General features: G+C 61.4%; 13 protein-coding genes. 1 reads left to right on the top strand and 12 read right to left on the bottom strand.

What is annotated here, in order from left to right:
- Nucleotides 1-152: 152 nt before the first annotated feature.
- A complete protein-coding gene (nadA, locus tag GV819_RS11190; RefSeq protein WP_161756132.1) occupies nucleotides 153-1,211 on the top strand; it encodes a quinolinate synthase NadA in 1,059 nt (352 codons plus the stop codon).
- 62 nt (nucleotides 1,212-1,273) lie between these two features.
- Here nadA and GV819_RS11185 read toward each other — a convergent pair whose 3' ends face one another.
- The 12 genes from GV819_RS11185 to arcD all read right to left on the bottom strand — a co-directional run bounded on the left by GV819_RS11185 (nucleotide 1,274) and on the right by arcD (nucleotide 15,861).
- The gene (locus GV819_RS11185) at nucleotides 1,274-1,762 is read right to left on the bottom strand and encodes an RDD family protein (RefSeq protein ID WP_161756131.1); all 489 of its coding nucleotides are present in this window, start codon (nucleotides 1,760-1,762) and stop codon (nucleotides 1,274-1,276) included.
- Nucleotides 1,763-1,858: 96 nt separating this feature from the next.
- Entirely contained in the window at nucleotides 1,859-2,071 is a 213-nt protein-coding gene (locus tag GV819_RS11180) for a cold-shock protein (RefSeq protein WP_007977299.1), read from the bottom strand.
- A gap of 392 nt (nucleotides 2,072-2,463) precedes the next feature.
- Nucleotides 2,464-3,588, bottom strand: coding sequence for a glycine cleavage system aminomethyltransferase GcvT (gene gcvT, locus GV819_RS11175; RefSeq protein ID WP_161756130.1), 1,125 nt, complete (start codon nucleotides 3,586-3,588; stop codon nucleotides 2,464-2,466).
- Between the two features lie 40 nt (nucleotides 3,589-3,628).
- Nucleotides 3,629-5,005: an L-serine ammonia-lyase gene (locus GV819_RS11170; protein WP_161756129.1), complete on the bottom strand. Its 1,377-nt coding sequence runs from the start codon at nucleotides 5,003-5,005 to the stop codon at nucleotides 3,629-3,631.
- 180 nt (nucleotides 5,006-5,185) lie between these two features.
- Nucleotides 5,186-8,041 carry an aminomethyl-transferring glycine dehydrogenase gene (gcvP, locus tag GV819_RS11165; RefSeq protein WP_161756128.1) on the bottom strand — a complete coding sequence of 952 codons (2,856 nt, stop codon included), beginning with the start codon at nucleotides 8,039-8,041 and terminating at the stop codon, nucleotides 5,186-5,188.
- Nucleotides 8,042-8,051: 10 nt separating this feature from the next.
- Complete coding sequence (gene gcvH / locus GV819_RS11160) at nucleotides 8,052-8,435, bottom strand: glycine cleavage system protein GcvH (protein ID WP_161756127.1); 384 nt, start codon at nucleotides 8,433-8,435, stop codon at nucleotides 8,052-8,054.
- 430 nt (nucleotides 8,436-8,865) lie between these two features.
- Nucleotides 8,866-10,374, bottom strand: a complete 1,509-nt coding sequence (locus GV819_RS11155) for a sigma-54-dependent transcriptional regulator (protein ID WP_161756126.1) — start codon at nucleotides 10,372-10,374, stop codon at nucleotides 8,866-8,868.
- A gap of 173 nt (nucleotides 10,375-10,547) precedes the next feature.
- Nucleotides 10,548-10,907 (bottom strand): DUF5064 family protein, encoded by a 360-nt coding sequence (locus GV819_RS11150; protein WP_161756125.1) that lies wholly within the window; start codon nucleotides 10,905-10,907, stop codon nucleotides 10,548-10,550.
- 72 nt (nucleotides 10,908-10,979) lie between these two features.
- Nucleotides 10,980-11,909: a carbamate kinase gene (gene arcC, locus GV819_RS11145; RefSeq protein WP_161756124.1), complete on the bottom strand. Its 930-nt coding sequence runs from the start codon at nucleotides 11,907-11,909 to the stop codon at nucleotides 10,980-10,982.
- Nucleotides 11,910-12,028: 119 nt separating this feature from the next.
- Nucleotides 12,029-13,039, bottom strand: coding sequence for an ornithine carbamoyltransferase (locus GV819_RS11140; protein WP_025126828.1), 1,011 nt, complete (start codon nucleotides 13,037-13,039; stop codon nucleotides 12,029-12,031).
- Between the two features lie 85 nt (nucleotides 13,040-13,124).
- Nucleotides 13,125-14,381, bottom strand: a complete 1,257-nt coding sequence (gene arcA, locus GV819_RS11135) for an arginine deiminase (protein ID WP_161756123.1) — start codon at nucleotides 14,379-14,381, stop codon at nucleotides 13,125-13,127.
- Nucleotides 14,382-14,433: 52 nt separating this feature from the next.
- Nucleotides 14,434-15,861 carry an arginine-ornithine antiporter gene (arcD, locus tag GV819_RS11130; protein WP_161756122.1) on the bottom strand — a complete coding sequence of 476 codons (1,428 nt, stop codon included), beginning with the start codon at nucleotides 15,859-15,861 and terminating at the stop codon, nucleotides 14,434-14,436.
- Between the last annotated feature and the right edge of the window lie 67 nt (nucleotides 15,862-15,928).

Here is a 15,928-nt window from a genome sequence, read left to right as displayed (position 1 = left end):
TAAACTTTTGAATGGCGGGGATATTCTGTAGCCTTGCGCGGCTCCAATGTTGTCCGTGCCTGATGAACTCACTCTCCCGGCGGGGCCTTAAGTGGTCCGGAGCCGGTGGTATACTCGACTTTCGCGCCCAAGCGCCTGCAGGTCTTGCGAACATGACGCAAATTTCCGAACGCCTTCTGGTTCAAGCTCACCTCGACGCCAAGCAGCCCAAACCTTTGAGCGCTGCGCAAGAGGCTCATTTTCGTGCCGCCATCGCCGCTGAGCTCAAGGCTCAAGACGCGGTACTGGTTGCGCATTTCTACTGTGATCCGGTGATTCAGGCCCTGGCCGAAGAAACCGGTGGTTGTGTGTCCGACTCCCTGGAAATGGCCCGCTTTGGCAATGCCCATCCGGCCAAGACTGTGGTGGTGGCGGGTGTGCGCTTCATGGGCGAGACGGCGAAGATTCTCAATCCAGAAAAGCGCGTGCTGATGCCGACGCTGGAAGCCACCTGCTCCCTCGACCTGGGCTGCCCGGTGGATGAATTCTCGGCCTTCTGCGATCAGCACCCCGAGCGTACCGTGGTGGTGTATGCCAACACTTCTGCGGCGGTCAAGGCTCGTGCCGATTGGGTGGTGACCTCTAGCTGCGCCCTGGAAATCGTTGAAAGCCTGATGGACAACGGCGAGAAGATCATCTGGGGTCCGGACAAGCATCTGGGTACCTATATCCAGCGCCAGACCGGTGCCGACATGCTGCTTTGGGACGGTGCCTGCATCGTTCATGAAGAGTTCAAGTCCAAGCAGTTGGAAGACATGAAGGCGTTGTATCCGGACGCAGCGATCCTGGTGCATCCGGAGTCCCCCAGCTCGGTGATCGACCTGGCTGACGCGGTAGGCTCCACCAGTCAACTGATCGCCGCTGCGCAGCGTCTGCCGAACAAGACCTTCATCGTCGCTACCGACCGTGGGATCTTCTACAAGATGCAGCAGCTGTGCCCGGACAAGGTGTTTATCGAAGCACCTACGGCTGGTAACGGTGCGGCGTGCCGCAGTTGCGCCCATTGCCCGTGGATGGCGATGAACACCCTGGAGCGCACGCTGCAGTGCCTGCAGGATGGCAGCAATGAGATCAATGTTGATCCCGCGTTGATTCCCAATGCGCTTCGTCCTCTCAAGCGCATGCTGGACTTCACCCAGGCTGCGCGCATGCGGCTTGCAGGCAACGCCTGATCGGTTTATCCCAGCCATAAAAAAACGCCCCGATCTGTCGGGGCGTTTTTGTCTGTGGCGTATTACTTCTTCTGCTTGGGAATGCGCACCAGTTGGGTGTTGGAATAAATGTCGTGCCAACTGCGTTTCTGCTTGTCCACCAGCACCCAGAAGAAGCCCAGGCCGGCGCACAGCCAGGATGCGATAGACACCATGAAGCGCAGCAGTGCCTGCCACAGGCTGATGCGGCTGCCGTCGGCGTTCTGTACGCGGATGCCCCAGACCTGCATGCCCAGGGTCTGTCCGGTATGGGTCCAGAATTTGGCGAAGAAGCCGAACAGGACGAACAGCAGGATCGTGGAGTACAGCGGATCGCCGTCCAGAGCGCCGGACTCGGTCAGGGTGCGCATCCGTGCTTCGCCGATGATCTGCATCTGGATCAGCTTGTAGATGCCTCCCGTGACGATCAGCAGGGCGACGCAGAGTAGAAAATCATAGAACATCGCTGCCAGGCGACGACCCAGGCCGACGGCGGGAAAATCGCCTTGTGGGCTTAGCAGATGTTTCGACATGACAGGCTCTCGACTGAAAAAAGAAGCCATTTTACGGAATTGCGCGCACAAAAAAGCCCCTGATGTCAGCATCAGGGGCTTTTTCGTTACAGGCGATTAAGCTTCTGCTTGTACTTCGTCAGCCTGCATGCCTTTCTGGCCTTGCACAGCGATGAAGGTCACTTTCTGGCCTTCTTTCAGGCTTTTGAAGCCGTTGCCCTGAATGGCGCGGAAGTGTACGAACAGATCCGGACCGCTTTCTGGAGTGATAAAACCAAAACCTTTCTCGTCGTTAAACCACTTGACGGTACCGCTCTGACGTTGGGACATTTCTTATTTCCTTTGACGCTAAAAAATTAATGACAGTCTCTTTCTCGTGAAAGAGTACTGGGCTGGGTTGCAGGAAAGTAAGAGACGTCGAACGGGTTGTAGCAAACTTGTTAGCTACTGCCCAGGTCACGATTCCAAGCGACCCATGCAAACACAGTGGAGAAACTCTACGCCAACTACGGGAGAAAAAACAAGCCCCGCGAACCCCCGGTTTTGCTCAGCTTGCCAAGGTTTGGTGGAACTAGCGTGCGGGGCTTATTCGATAGAGTTATTCAATTGTTTTCGGGCGTTCTAAGTAAAGTTCAGTATCGAAAATATGCACTGTTTTATGGCGGTTGCGTTACAGATTAGTGCACTTTTAACGCAACCGCGTTACTTATGGAAACAGTCCTTTAGCCGCGGTAATAGCGCTGTGGCACGAATGGCATTTTGCTTACAAGCATTGGTACCTTTTTCCCACGAACTATCGCTGCAACTGGTGTATCGAGCGCCGTGTGTTGGATGTCGAGGTAGCCCATGGCCAACGGACTGCCCAGGGTCGGGCCGAAGCCGCCACTGCAGACGTTGCCGATGATGTTTCCTTCGGCGTCGACAATCTCCGCGCCTTCACGTACCGGTGTACGTTCCAGGGGCAACAGGCCGACGCGTTTGCGACTGACGCCGTCTTTCTGCTGGGTAAAGATCACCTCCGCCCCGGGGAAGCCGCCAGCACGAGCGCCGTCGGCTCGACGGACCTTGGAAATAGCCCAGAGCAGGCTGGCCTGGATCGGTGTGGTATCGCTGTTCATGTCGTGGCCATAGAGGCACAGACCAGCCTCCAGACGCAGGGAGTCACGGGCACCCAGACCGATGGCCGCCACTTCCGGTTCGGCCAGCAGGGCACGGGCGAGTTTTTCCGCGTGGGCCGCCGGCACTGAAATTTCGAAACCGTCTTCCCCGGTGTAACCCGAACGGCTGATAAAGCAGTCCACACCCAGCACCGACACTGGCTTGAACTGCATAAAGGTCATCTTCGCCACCTCCGGCGCCAGGCGCGCCAGTACGGTGACGGCCGCCGGGCCTTGCAGTGCCAGCAGGGCACGCTCTTCGAACAGCGGCTGAATCTCGCATTGCTTGCCGATGTGCTGGCGCAGGTGGGCCAGGTCCTGGTCCTTGCAGGCCGCGTTGACCACCAGGAACAGTTGGTTGTCACCCAGGTTGGCGACCATCAGGTCGTCGAGGATGCCACCGTGTTCGTTGGTGAACATGGCGTAGCGCTGCATGCCCACTGGTAGGTCGATGATGTCCACTGGCACCAGGCTTTCCAGGGCTTTGGCGGCATTGGCGCCGCTCAGGCGGATTTGCCCCATGTGGGACACGTCGAACAGGCCGGCCTGCTCGCGGGTATGTTGGTGCTCCTTCATCACCCCCAGCGGGTATTGCACCGGCATGTCGTAGCCGGCAAACGGCACCATGCGGGCACCCAGTTCCAGGTGCAGGCTGTGCAGTGGGGTTTTCAACAGTGATTCGGTGGACATGGGCAACTCCTGAAAAATGTACGCAAACGCAATTCGCGTATCAGCACTCGATAATGTTCACGGCCAAACCGCCACGGGCGGTTTCCTTGTATTTGCTTTTCATGTCGGCGCCGGTCTGGCGCATGGTGCGGATCACCTTGTCGAGGGAGACGAAATGTTGCCCGTCCCCTCGCAGCGCCATGCGCACCGCGTTGATGGCTTTAACTGAGCCCATGGCGTTGCGTTCGATACAGGGCACTTGCACCAGGCCGCCAATCGGGTCGCAGGTCAGTCCGAGGTTATGTTCCATGCCGATTTCCGCGGCGTTCTCCACCTGTTGCACGCTGCCACCCAGGACCTCGCATAACGCCCCGGCCGCCATCGAGCAGGCCACGCCCACCTCACCCTGGCATCCGACTTCGGCACCGGAGATCGAGGCGTTTTCCTTGTACAGAATGCCGATGGCGGCTGCGGTCAGGAGGAAGCGCACCACCCCGTCTTCAGTGGCTCCGGGAATGAAGCGCATGTAGTAGTGCAGTACTGCCGGAATGATCCCGGCCGCACCGTTGGTGGGGGCCGTGACCACTCTGCCACCATTGGCGTTTTCCTCATTGACCGCGAGGGCATAGAGGTTGACCCAATCCAGCACCGACAGCGCATCACGCAGCGCCGCCTCCGGGTGCTTGCACAGTTGCCGGTGCAGGGCAGCGGCGCGGCGCTTGACCTTGAGCCCGCCCGGCAGAATCCCTTCGTTGCGGCAGCCCGCATCCACGCAGTCCTGCATCACTTGCCAGATCTTCAGCAGGCCGGCACGGGTTTCCGCTTCCGGGCGCCAGGCACTTTCATTGGTCAGCATCACCTGGCTGATGGACAGGCCGTAGGTACTGCAGTGCTGCAGCAGTTCCTTGGCGTTCCTGAAGGGAAAGGTCAGCGGGGTGGTGTCTTCGACAATGCGGTCGGCACCGGCGGCGTCTTCATCGACCACGAAGCCGCCGCCGACCGAGTAGTACTCGCGGCTGCGGATTTGCAGGCCGGCGCTATCGAAGGCACGAAAGATCATGCCGTTGGGGTGATACGCCAGGGGTTTGCGGATCATCACCAAGTGTTCTTTCTCGTTGAACGCAATGCGCTGTTCACCGAGCAGGTTGAGGTGCGCGCTGCTGCGTATTTCCTGCAGGCGAGCGGCGATGTTTTCGGTATTCACGGTGTCCGGGTGTTCGCCTTCCAGGCCCAGCAAAACCGCCTTGTCGCTGCCGTGACCTTTACCTGTGGCGCCCAGCGAGCCGTACAACTCGACCTTGACGCGGGTGGTGCTTGCCAGCAGGTGTTCGCGACGCAGCCCTTCGACGAAACGCGCAGCCGCGCGCATCGGGCCAACGGTGTGGGAGCTGGAGGGACCGATACCAATCTTGAACAGGTCGAACACGCTCAGGGACATGTTGGTTCTCCGGTTTCTTATTGTAGTGATCGGCAGGCAGGCACTTGTAGGAGTGGGCTTGCCCGCGATCCAGGCGCCGCAGTTCTACTCGATTGATGCGTTGTCGTTCATCGCCGGCGAGCCGGCTCCTACAGGTATACGCGGTATCTGTAGGGGCACGGCTCTCCAGTGATGGACGGCTCAGGCGTCCTGGTAGCTTTCGATCGACGGGCAGGCACACACCAGGTTGCGGTCGCCAAACACGTTGTCGACCCGGCCCACTGGCGGCCAGTACTTGCCATCAACCAGCGACGCCACCGGGTACACCGCCTGTTCGCGGCTGTACGGGTGGGACCATTCCCCCACCAGCTCGGCCGCAGTGTGCGGGGCGTTTTTCAGTGGGTTGTCGTCCTTGTCCAGCAGGCCGCTTTCCACCGCACGGATTTCCTCGCGGATGCGGATCATCGCGTCACAGAAGCGGTCCAGCTCTTGCCTGGATTCACTTTCGGTGGGCTCGATCATCAGCGTGCCGGCCACCGGGAACGACATGGTCGGGGCGTGGAAACCAAAGTCGATCAGGCGCTTGGCCACGTCATCGACACTGATACCGCTGCTGTCTTTCAGCGGGCGCAGGTCGAGGATGCATTCGTGGGCCACCAGGCCGTTGCTGCCGGTGTAGAGCACCGGGTAATGCTCTTCCAGGCGCCGCGAGATGTAGTTGGCATTGAGGATCGCCAATTGCGAGGCGCGCTTGAGGCCGGCGCCACCCATCATGCGGATGTACATCCAGGTGATCGGCAGGATGCTGGCGCTGCCGAACGGTGCGGCACAGACCGCGCCCTTCTTGTTTTCCAGCGCCGCGTGGCCGGGCAGGAACGGCGCCAGGTGCGACTTGACGCCGATCGGGCCGACGCCCGGGCCGCCACCGCCGTGGGGAATGCAGAAGGTCTTGTGCAGGTTCAGGTGCGACACGTCGCCGCCGAACTTGCCCGGGGCGCAGAGGCCGACCATCGCATTCATGTTCGCGCCGTCGATGTACACCTGGCCGCCGTGGTCATGGATGATCCCGCAGATTTCGCGGATGCCTTCCTCGAACACGCCGTGGGTCGAGGGGTAGGTGATCATCAGCGCGGCGAGGTGTTCGCGGTGCTCGATGGCCTTGGCCCGCAGGTCCTCGATATCGACGTTGCCGCGGGCGTCGCAGGCGGTGACCACCACGCGCATGCCGGCCATGTTGGCGGTGGCCGGGTTGGTGCCGTGGGCCGAGGATGGAATCAGGCAGATATCGCGACGGTCGTCGCCACGGCTCTGGTGATAGGCACGAATGGCCAGCAGGCCGGCGTACTCGCCCTGGGAACCGGCGTTGGGCTGCAGCGACACCGCGTCGTAGCCGGTGGCGGCGCAGAGCATGGCTTCCAGCTCAGTGGTCAGTTGCTGGTAGCCGACGCTTTGCTCGGCCGGGGCGAACGGATGCAGCGCACCGAACTCGGCCCAGGTGATCGGGATCATTTCGCTGGCGGCGTTGAGCTTCATGGTGCAGGAGCCCAGCGGGATCATGGTGCGATCCAGGGCCAGGTCCTTGTCCGCCAGCTTGCGCAGGTAGCGCATCAGCTCGGTTTCCGAGTGATAGCGGTTGAACACCGGGTGGCTGAGGATCGCCGACTGGCGTACCAGGGCTGCGGGGATGCTGCTGGTGACCGAAGCCGCGAGCGCGGTGAAGTCTGGCGCGGGCTTGCCGTCGGCCAGCAGGCTCCACAGGCCTTCAACATCGGCCTGGGTGGTGGTTTCGTCCAGGGACAGACCCAGGCGCTCGGCGTCGATCACCCGCAGGTTGATGCCTTGGGCGCGGGCCTTGTCGTGCAGTGCGGCGGTGCGGCCGGCGGTGTGCAGGCTCAGGGTGTCGAAGAAGTTCTGCTGCTCCACGACCAGACCCAGCTGGCCCAGGCCCTTGGCCAGGATCGCGGTCAGCTGGTGGATGCGCTGGGCAATCTGGATCAGGCCCTTGGGACCGTGGTACACGGCGTACATGCTGGCGATGTTGGCCAGCAGCACCTGGGCGGTGCAGATGTTGCTGGTGGCCTTCTCGCGGCGAATGTGCTGCTCGCGGGTCTGCATCGCCAGGCGCAGGGCCGGCTTGCCGAAACGGTCCACCGAGACACCCACCAGGCGGCCGGGCATGTCGCGCTTGAAGGCATCGCGAGTGGCGAAGTAAGCCGCGTGCGGGCCACCGAAGCCCAGCGGTACACCGAAGCGCTGGGCGCTGCCGATGGCCACGTCGGCGCCGAACTCACCGGGCGGGGTCAGCAGGGTCAGGGCCAGCAGGTCAGCGGCCACCGCCACCAGTGCGTTGGCGGCGTGGAAGCGCTCGGTCAGTTCGCGGTAGTCGAACAGGTCGCCGTTGCTCGCCGGGTATTGCAGCAGCGCGCCGAAGAACGGGCTGAGGTCAGTCAGCTGGCGCTCATCACCCACCACCACATCGATCCCCAGGGGCTCGGCCCGGGTGCGTAGCACGTCGAGGGTTTGCGGGTGGCAATGCACCGAGGCGAAGAACGCGTGGCTGCCCTTGTTCTTGCTCAGGCGCTGGCAGAAGGTCATGGCTTCGGCGGCGGCGGTGCCTTCATCGAGCAGCGAGGCGTTGGCGATCGGCAGGCCGCTGAGATCGCTGATCAAGGTCTGGAAATTCAGCAGCGCTTCCAGCCGACCCTGGGAGATTTCCGGTTGGTACGGGGTGTAGGCGGTGTACCAGGCCGGGTTTTCCAGGAGGTTGCGCAGGATTGGCGATGGCGTGTGGCAGCTGTAGTAACCCTGGCCGATGTAGGTCTTGAACAGCTGGTTGTTGGCGGCGATGGCCTTGATCGAGGCCAGGGCCTCGGCTTCGCTCTGGCCGTGGCCCAGGTCCAGCACGCTGGTGCCCTTGATGCTCTCGGGGATCACGCTGGCGCTCAGGGCTTCCAGGGAATCGAAACCGAGGCTGTTGAGCATGGCTTGCTCATCGCCCGGGCGCGGGCCGATGTGGCGCGCGATGAATTCGTTGGCGGTAGTCAGGTTGACGGTCATGACGGGGTCCTCAGGCTTCGGCGCTGGCTTTGATCAGGCGGTCGTAGGCGGCCTGGTCAAGCAGTTGGCCAACGGCAGCGGCATCGGCAGGGATGAAGCGGAAGAACCAGCCTTCGCCCAGCGGGTCTTCGTTGACCAGTTCCGGGCTGTCTTCCAGGGCCGGGTTGGTGGCGACCACTTCACCGTCCAGAGGCATGTACACGCCGCTGGCGGCCTTTACCGATTCCACGGTGGCGGCTTCGGCGCCCTTGTCGTAGCTCTGCAGTTCAGGCAGTTGCACAAACACCACATCACCCAAGGCGTTCTGGGCAAAAGCCGTGATGCCGACGGTGACACTGCCATCCGCTTCGGTACGCAGCCATTCGTGATCTTCAGTAAAACGCAACTCGCTCATGGAAACTCCTCAGGGGCCAGACTCGTCTGGTGGACGCGATTGAATGCTCGTGCAGGGCCGAGCCGAATGGCAATGTCCATAGCAAGAACACGGCCAATATTTATTTAGTCCTTTAATATCAACGGTTTGAGAGTTTTTTTGAAAAGTCTGGAGGGCTTGGGTGTAGCGAAATCGCTACATCTGGCCCCGCAGCCAAAAAGGCTTTGAGGATCAAAGCCTTGCACGGCAGCGATTACAAGGCCTTGTAGCGAAATCGTTCCGCTGTAGCGCTTTCAGTACAGTTGCAGGTCGCTTCCAGACCTGTATCGGCGGCCGGCGCTGATGGGGGCTGGCGTAGGAGCTGGCTTGCCAGCGAAGGCGCCCTTAAGAGCGACACAGGGCTTGAGGGCCTCTTCGCCGGCGAGCCGGCTCCTACGGATGAGGCGGCAGGTCAGGCCTTGCCGGGAATGCCGTACTTGCGCAGGCGGTGGGCGATGGCGGTGTGGGACGTCTGCAGGCGGTTGGCCAGTTGTCGGGTCGAGGGGTAATTGGCGTAGAGGTTTTCCAGCAGCTCTTTCTCGAAGGCTTCCACGGCCTGTTCCAGGCTTTCAACCTCGGCATCGCTCTGCCGTGCGACCGAGGTGCCGGCGATGTCCAGGTCGCCGATATCCACCAGGTTGCTTTCGCAGATCGCTGCGGCGCGAAAGATCACGTTCTGCAATTGCCGCACGTTACCCGGCCAACGGTTACCCAGTAGGGCCGGGTAGGTGCCCGGGGTCAGGCGACATATCGGGCGCTGGATCTGCGCGCAGGCCTGCTGCATGAAGTAGCGGGCCAGCAGCAGGATGTCCTGGCCGCGTTCGCGCAGCGGCGGTACTTCAACATTCAGCACGTTGAGGCGATAGAACAGGTCTTCGCGGAAGCTGCCTTCGCCGACCATCTTTTCCAGGTCGCGATGGGTAGCGCTGAGGATGCGCACATTGACCTTGATCTCGCGGTCGCCACCCACCCGGCGAAAGCTGCCGTCATTGAGAAAACGCAGGAGCTTGGCCTGCAGATAGGGCGACATCTCGCCGATTTCATCGAGAAACACCGTGCCCTGGTTGGCCAGTTCCATCAGCCCCGGCTTGCCGCCGCGCTGGGCCCCGGTAAAGGCCCCGGGGGCGTAGCCGAACAGCTCGCTCTCGGCGAGGTTTTCCGGTAACGCCGCGCAGTTCAGGGCCAGGAACGGTGCATTGTGTCGGGCACTGATGGCGTGGCAGGCCCGGGCCACCAGTTCCTTGCCGGTGCCGGTTTCACCCTGGATCAGCAGCGGCGCATCCAGCGCTGCGACCCGTTGCGCCCGGGCTTTGAGGGTGCGGATCGCCGGTGATTCGCCGAGCAGGGCGTCGAAGCCCTCGGCGTGATCGTGGTGCAGGGCCGAGAGTCGTTCGCCGATGCGGTTGGGCGGGTACAGGGTCAGCAGGGCACCGGCATCGGTGATGGGGGTGGCGTCCAGCAACAAGGTCTGGCCATTGACCGTGATCTCCCGCAGCGGCAGGCGAAAGCCGTGCTCCAGCAGGGACTCCAGCAAGGCCGGGTCGGCAAACAGCTCGGCGACACTTTCTCCCGCCGGCTCGCGGCCATAGAGGGCAATCAAGGCCGGGTTGGCCAGCAACACCTTGCCGGCACTGTCCAGGGCCAGCACCGGATCGGTCATAGCGGCCAGCAAGGCATCCAACTGCAAATGACGACGCTGGCCGGGCAGGATGTCGACCACCGTTACCGCCTGCACGCCATGCACGTTGAACAGTGCATCGCGTAGCTCCTCCAGTACCTGGGGGCTCAGGGTCGGGGCGTCGATGTATACGTTGGGCGGCACCATTTCCACCGCATCCAGATTGAGGTTGCGTCCGCCCAGCAGGGCCAGGACTTCCTGGGTGATGCCGACGCGGTCGATGAAGCTGACGTGGATACGCATGGGGTGGCTGACGGTTCTGCAAAGCGGAGGGTGGCCAGTATGCCTTGGGGCGGGGGCTTAGTCGAAATCGTCACCCATGCCGTAGGAGCCGGCTTGCCGGCGAAGGCGGACCTGGTACCTGTGCCGGGCGTTGGGCAGTTCGCCGGCAAGCCGGCTCCTACAGAAGATGGGGGTTATGCCAGGTGTTCGGGTTTCACCGGGTCGCCGGGCTTTACATTGAGTTGCTTGCGTACGTCTTCGAACATTTCGTCGTAGTACTTGTGCATCGAGGCAATGCTGGCGCTTTTGGGCAGGCCGTGCTGCTGAGCAATGCGGGTGGCGTGTCGGGCGAAGTCGAAGGCCAGGTCCTTGGCAAGGAAGAACTGCTCCTTCAAGGGTTTGTCTTCAATGGTGCCGTGCAGGGTGAACAGCATACCCTTGCCCTCTTTGGGGTCCTGGGATACTTCATAGTCGATGCACAGGTTGTAGCTGAAGTCGTCCTTGTTCAGTGCATGGCGCTCGATATGCAGGTGACCGGGCTCAAACTTGGCCATAGGCTTCTCTCCTCCAAGGCTTTGAAATAAGGGCAGGCGCCGGGCCTGCCCCGAGTTCTTACGACAAGCGTCCTACAGGTAGCTGATGCCGGGTTTCGCTGTGCTGATGCGGGTGCCGGCCTTACCCTGGACGATCGCTTCGATGTCCGAGAGTGAACCGATCACCGCGACTTTGCCAGTGCGGCGGGCAAAGTCGCAGGCGGCCTGGACCTTCGGCCCCATGGAACCGGCGGCAAAGCCGAGCTTCTCCATTTCATCCGGATGGGCGTGGGCGATGGCTTTCTGGGTGGGCTTGCCGAAGTCGATGAATGCTGCGTTGACGTCGGTGGCAATCACCAGCAGATCGGCCTCCAGCTGTTCGGCCAGCAGCGCCGAGCACAGGTCCTTGTCGATGACCGCCTCAATGCCCTTGAGCTTGCCATCCTCGCCGTACATGGTCGGGATACCGCCACCGCCGGCGCAGATCACGATGCTGCTTTTTTCCAGCAGCCACTTGATCGGGCGAATCTCGAAGATGCGCTTGGGTTTCGGGCTGGCCACCACACGGCGGTACTTGTCGCCATCCGGGGCGATGGCCCAGCCTTTTTCCTTGGCCAGCTTCTCGGCTTCTTCCTTGCTGTAGACCGGGCCGATGGGTTTGGTCGGGTTCTTGAACGCCGGGTCCTTGGCGTCCACTTCCACCTGGGTCAGCAAGGTGGCGAAAGGAACCTCGAAATCCAGCAGGTTGCCCAGTTCCTGTTCGATGATGTAGCCGATCATGCCTTCGGTCTCGGCGCCCAGCACGTCCAGCGGATAAGGCGAAACCTGAGTATAGGCCGCCGCCTGCAGGGACAGCAGGCCTACCTGCGGACCATTGCCGTGCGCAATCACCAGCTGGTTGCCGGGATGAATCTTGGCGATCTGTTCGGTGGCGATGCGGATGTTGGCGCGTTGGTTGTCCGCGGTCATGGGTTCACCACGGCGGAGCAGGGCGTTACCGCCCAGTGCAACGACGATACGCATAATGCAGTCCTTCTAGAGGATCCGTAGCCGCCGGCTTGCCAGTGAGTCGGCCGATGCGGACCATTAACTGGTCCGCAGGCTCGTTGATCGCTGGCTAGCCAACTTCTACAGGTGGCAGGTTAGAGGTCGGCCAGGGTCGAAACCAGGATCGCCTTGATGGTGTGCATGCGGTTTTCCGCTTGCTCGAAGGCGATGCAGGCTGGCGACTCGAACACGTCGTCGGTGACTTCAATGCCGTTGGCCAGGTGCGGATACTGCTCGGCGATCTGCTTGCCGACCTTGGTATCGCTGTTGTGGAACGCCGGCAGGCAATGCATGAACTTGGTCCGTGGGTTGCCGGTGGCTTTCATCAGTTGCGCGTTGACCTGGTACGGCAGCAGTTGCTCGATGCGTTCGGCCCAGGCTTCCACTGGCTCGCCCATGGAGACCCAGACGTCGGTGTGGATGAAGTCCACGCCCTTGACGGCAGCTTTCGGGTCTTCGGTGAGGGTGATGCGGGCACCGCTTTCCTCTGCGTATTTCTTGCAGCGCTGCACCAGGTCGTCATGGGGCCACAGGGCTTTGGGTGCGCAGATGCGTACGTCCATGCCGAGCTTGGCGCCCACCAGCAGCAGCGAGTTGCCCATGTTGTTGCGGGCGTCGCCCAGGTAGGCGTAGCTGATCTCATGGATTGGCTTGTCGGCGTGCTCACGCATGGTCAGTACGTCGGCGATCATTTGTGTCGGGTGGTATTCGTCGGTCAGGCCGTTGAACACCGGGACTCCGGCGAACTTCGCCAGTTCTTCGACGATTTCCTGCTTGAAGCCACGGTATTCGATAGCGTCGTACATGCGCCCCAGCACTCGGGCGGTGTCCTTCATGCTTTCCTTGTGGCCGATCTGCGACGAGTTGGGGTCGATGTAGGTGACGTTGGCACCCTGGTCATAGGCCGCCACTTCGAACGCACAGCGGGTGCGGGTCGAGGTCTTTTCGAAGATCAGGGCGATGTTGTTGCCTTTGAGGTGCTGCTGCTCGGTGCCGGTGTACTTGGCGCGCTTGAGGTCGCGGGACAGGTCCAGCAGGTAGCGCAGTTCGCGTGGAGTGTGGTGTTCCAGGCTCAGCAGGTTACGGTTGTGAATATTGAAAGCCATGATGGATCTCCTTTGATTTCGGTCGTCCACTTGTCGAGGCCCTTTGTGGGGGCAACGACAAGCTGCCATTGCGGATAAGGGGCGCTTAGTAGTCGATTGGGTCGCGGATGATCGGGCAAGTCATGCAGTGGCCGCCGCCACGGCCCCGGCCCAGTTCGCCAGCACTGATGGTGATGACTTCGACGCCGGCCTTGCGTAGCAAGGTGTTGGTGTAGGTATTGCGGTCGTAGCCGATAACCACGCCTGGCTCCACTGCCACCACATTGTTGCCGTCGTCCCATTGCTCGCGTTCGGCGGCGAAGCTGTTGCCACCGGTTTCCACCACGCGCAGGGCCTTGAGGTTGAGGGCCGCGGCAACGGTGTCGAGGAAGCTGGTTTTTTCCTGCTGGATATCGATGCCGCCCGGCTTGCTTTCGTCAGGACGCAGGGTGAAGGCGACGATCTGGTTCACCACTTCCGGGAAGATTGTTACCAGGTCGCGGTCGCAGAAGCTGAACACGGTATCGAGGTGCATTGCTGCGCGGGATTTCGGCAGGCCAGCGACGATCACGCGCTCCACCGCCTTGTGCTTGAACAGGTTCAATGCGAGCTGGCCGATGGCCTGGCGGGATGAGCGTTCGCCCATGCCGATCAGTACCACGCCGTTGCCGATAGGCATCACGTCGCCGCCTTCCAGGGTGGCGTTGCCGTGTTCCTGGTCCGGGTCGCCGTACCAGATCTGGAAGTCGGCGTTGGTGAACTCGGGGTGGAATTTGTAGATGGCGGTGGTCAGCAGGGTTTCCTGACGTCGCGCCGGCCAGTACATCGGGTTCAGGGTCACACCGCCGTAGATCCAGCAGGTGGTGTCGCGGGTGAACTGGGTGTTGGGCAGCGGTGGCAGGATGAAGCTGGAGTGGCCGAGGAAGTCGCGGAACATCTCGATGGTCTTGCCGCCGAAACTGCTTGGCAGGTCGTCGGCCGAAACACCGCCGATGAGGAATTCGGCGACCTTGCGTGGCTCCAGGCTGCGCAGCCAAGAGCCGACTTCGTTGACCAGGCCCAGGCCAACCTGGTTGGCGGTAACCTTGCGCTCCAGGATCCAGTCCAGGGCTTCGGGCATGGCGACGATGTCGGTCAGCAGGTTGTGCATCTCCAGCACATCGATGTCCCGCTCACGCATTTTGGTGACAAAGTCGAAGTGGTCGCGTTTGGCTTGGGCCACCCACAACACATCGTCGAACAGCAGTTCATCGCAGTTGTTCGGGGTCAGCCGCTGATGGGCCAGGCCTGGGGAGCAAACCATGACTTTGCGCAGTTTGCCGGCTTCGGAATGGACGCCGTACTTAACTTTTTCCGTGGTCATTACTGTGATCCTCCAGAGACAAAACAATCAGGGGTGTTGCAAAAAGCAGTGCTTACAGGGTCAGGAAGCCGTCGTAGAGTCCGTAGGCCGCCACTAGGGCGCCCATGACCACTGCGGCAAAAATCAGCTTCTCGACGTTGGTGAAAATCGGTTTGTGCAGTTCCATCTTGGCCTTGGCGAACAGCACCGCGCCGGGGGCGTAGAGCAGAGCCGAGAGCAGCAGGTACTTGACCCCGCCGGCGTACAGCAGCCAGATCGCGTAGAGCAGGGCGATGCTGCCGATGACCAGGTCCTTCTTGCGTTCGGCCAGGGCCTGCTCGTAGCTTTCGCCGCGCACCGCCAGCAGTACCGCGTAGGCCGCCGACCACAGGTAGGGCACCAGGATCATCGAGGTGGCGAGGTAGATCAGCGACAGGTAGGTGCTGGCCGAGAACAGGGTGATGATCAGGAAGATCTGCACCATGGCGTTGGTCAGCCACAAGGCATTGGCCGGTACATGGTTGGCGTTTTCCCGGCGCAGGAACTCCGGCATGGTGTGGTCCTTGGCGGCGGCGAACATGATCTCCGCGCACAGCAGCACCCACGACAGCAGCGCCCCCAGCAGCGAGATGATCAGGCCGACGCTGATCAGCACCGCGCCCCAGTGGCCTACCACGTGCTCCAGCACGGCGGCCATGGATGGGTTCTGCAGCTTGGCCAGTTCCGGCTGAGTCATGATCCCCAGGGACAGCACGTTCACCAGCACCAGGAACAGCAGCACGGTGATGAAGCCAATGACCGTGGCCTTACCTACGTCCGAGCGTTTTTCCGCCCGGGAGGAGAAGATGCTCGCGCCCTCGATGCCGATGAACACCCAGACGGTGACCAGCATCATGTTGCGTACCTGGTTCATCACGCTGCCCAGGTCGGGGTTTTTCACGCCCCAGATGTCGGCGGTGAAGATGTCCAGCTTGAAGGCGAACAGGGCGATCAGCACGAACAGCAGCAGCGGCACCACCTTGGCGACCGTGGTTACCAAGTTGATGAAGGCCGCTTCCTTGATCCCGCGCAAGACCAGGAAGTGCACGGCCCAGAGCAGTACCGAAGCGCCGATCACCGCAGCGGGGGTGTTGCCTTCACCGAAGATCGGGAAAAAGTAACCCAGGGTGCTGAACAGCAGGACGAAGTAGCCGACGTTGCCCAGCCAGGCACTGATCCAGTAGCCCCAAGCCGAGGAAAAACCCATGTAGTCGCCAAATCCGGCCTTGGCGTAGGCATAGACGCCACCGTCCAGGTCAGGCTTGCGGTTGGCCAGGGTTTGGAAGACGAAGGCCAGGGTCAACATGCCGACGGCAGTAATCGCCCAACCAATAAGAACAGCACCGACATCGGCACTGGCGGCCATGTTTTGCGGCAAGGAGAAGATCCCTCCGCCAATCATGGAACCCACTACCAAGGCGACTAATGCGCCGAGTCTTAGTTTACCGGGGGATTCAGACATTGCATGACTCCAATGCAGGAGGAGAGAGACGTCAGAGTAAATCTGCTTGCTATCAAAACAGCTGACT

Origin of the sequence: Pseudomonas sp. Fl5BN2 (assembly GCF_009908205.1) — a bacterium.
Classification (GTDB): Bacteria; Pseudomonadota; Gammaproteobacteria; order Pseudomonadales; family Pseudomonadaceae; genus Aquipseudomonas.
The sequence above is the reverse complement of the archived record's forward strand: the minus strand, read 5'-3'. Positions and strand labels throughout refer to the sequence as shown.

Coding starts and splice junctions, on each gene's coding strand:
- nadA (WP_161756132.1), top strand. CDS start 153: ATGACGCAAATTTCCGAACGCCTTCTGGTTCAAGCTCACCTCGACGCC.
- GV819_RS11185 (WP_161756131.1), bottom strand. CDS start 1,762: ATGTCGAAACATCTGCTAAGCCCACAAGGCGATTTTCCCGCCGTCGGC.
- GV819_RS11180 (WP_007977299.1), bottom strand. CDS start 2,071: ATGTCCCAACGTCAGAGCGGTACCGTCAAGTGGTTTAACGACGAGAAA.
- gcvT (WP_161756130.1), bottom strand. CDS start 3,588: ATGTCCACCGAATCACTGTTGAAAACCCCACTGCACAGCCTGCACCTG.
- GV819_RS11170 (WP_161756129.1), bottom strand. CDS start 5,005: ATGTCCCTGAGCGTGTTCGACCTGTTCAAGATTGGTATCGGTCCCTCC.
- gcvP (WP_161756128.1), bottom strand. CDS start 8,041: ATGACCGTCAACCTGACTACCGCCAACGAATTCATCGCGCGCCACATC.
- gcvH (WP_161756127.1), bottom strand. CDS start 8,435: ATGAGCGAGTTGCGTTTTACTGAAGATCACGAATGGCTGCGTACCGAA.
- GV819_RS11155 (WP_161756126.1), bottom strand. CDS start 10,374: ATGCGTATCCACGTCAGCTTCATCGACCGCGTCGGCATCACCCAGGAA.
- GV819_RS11150 (WP_161756125.1), bottom strand. CDS start 10,907: ATGGCCAAGTTTGAGCCCGGTCACCTGCATATCGAGCGCCATGCACTG.
- arcC (WP_161756124.1), bottom strand. CDS start 11,909: ATGCGTATCGTCGTTGCACTGGGCGGTAACGCCCTGCTCCGCCGTGGT.
- GV819_RS11140 (WP_025126828.1), bottom strand. CDS start 13,039: ATGGCTTTCAATATTCACAACCGTAACCTGCTGAGCCTGGAACACCAC.
- arcA (WP_161756123.1), bottom strand. CDS start 14,381: ATGACCACGGAAAAAGTTAAGTACGGCGTCCATTCCGAAGCCGGCAAA.
- arcD (WP_161756122.1), bottom strand. CDS start 15,861: ATGTCTGAATCCCCCGGTAAACTAAGACTCGGCGCATTAGTCGCCTTG.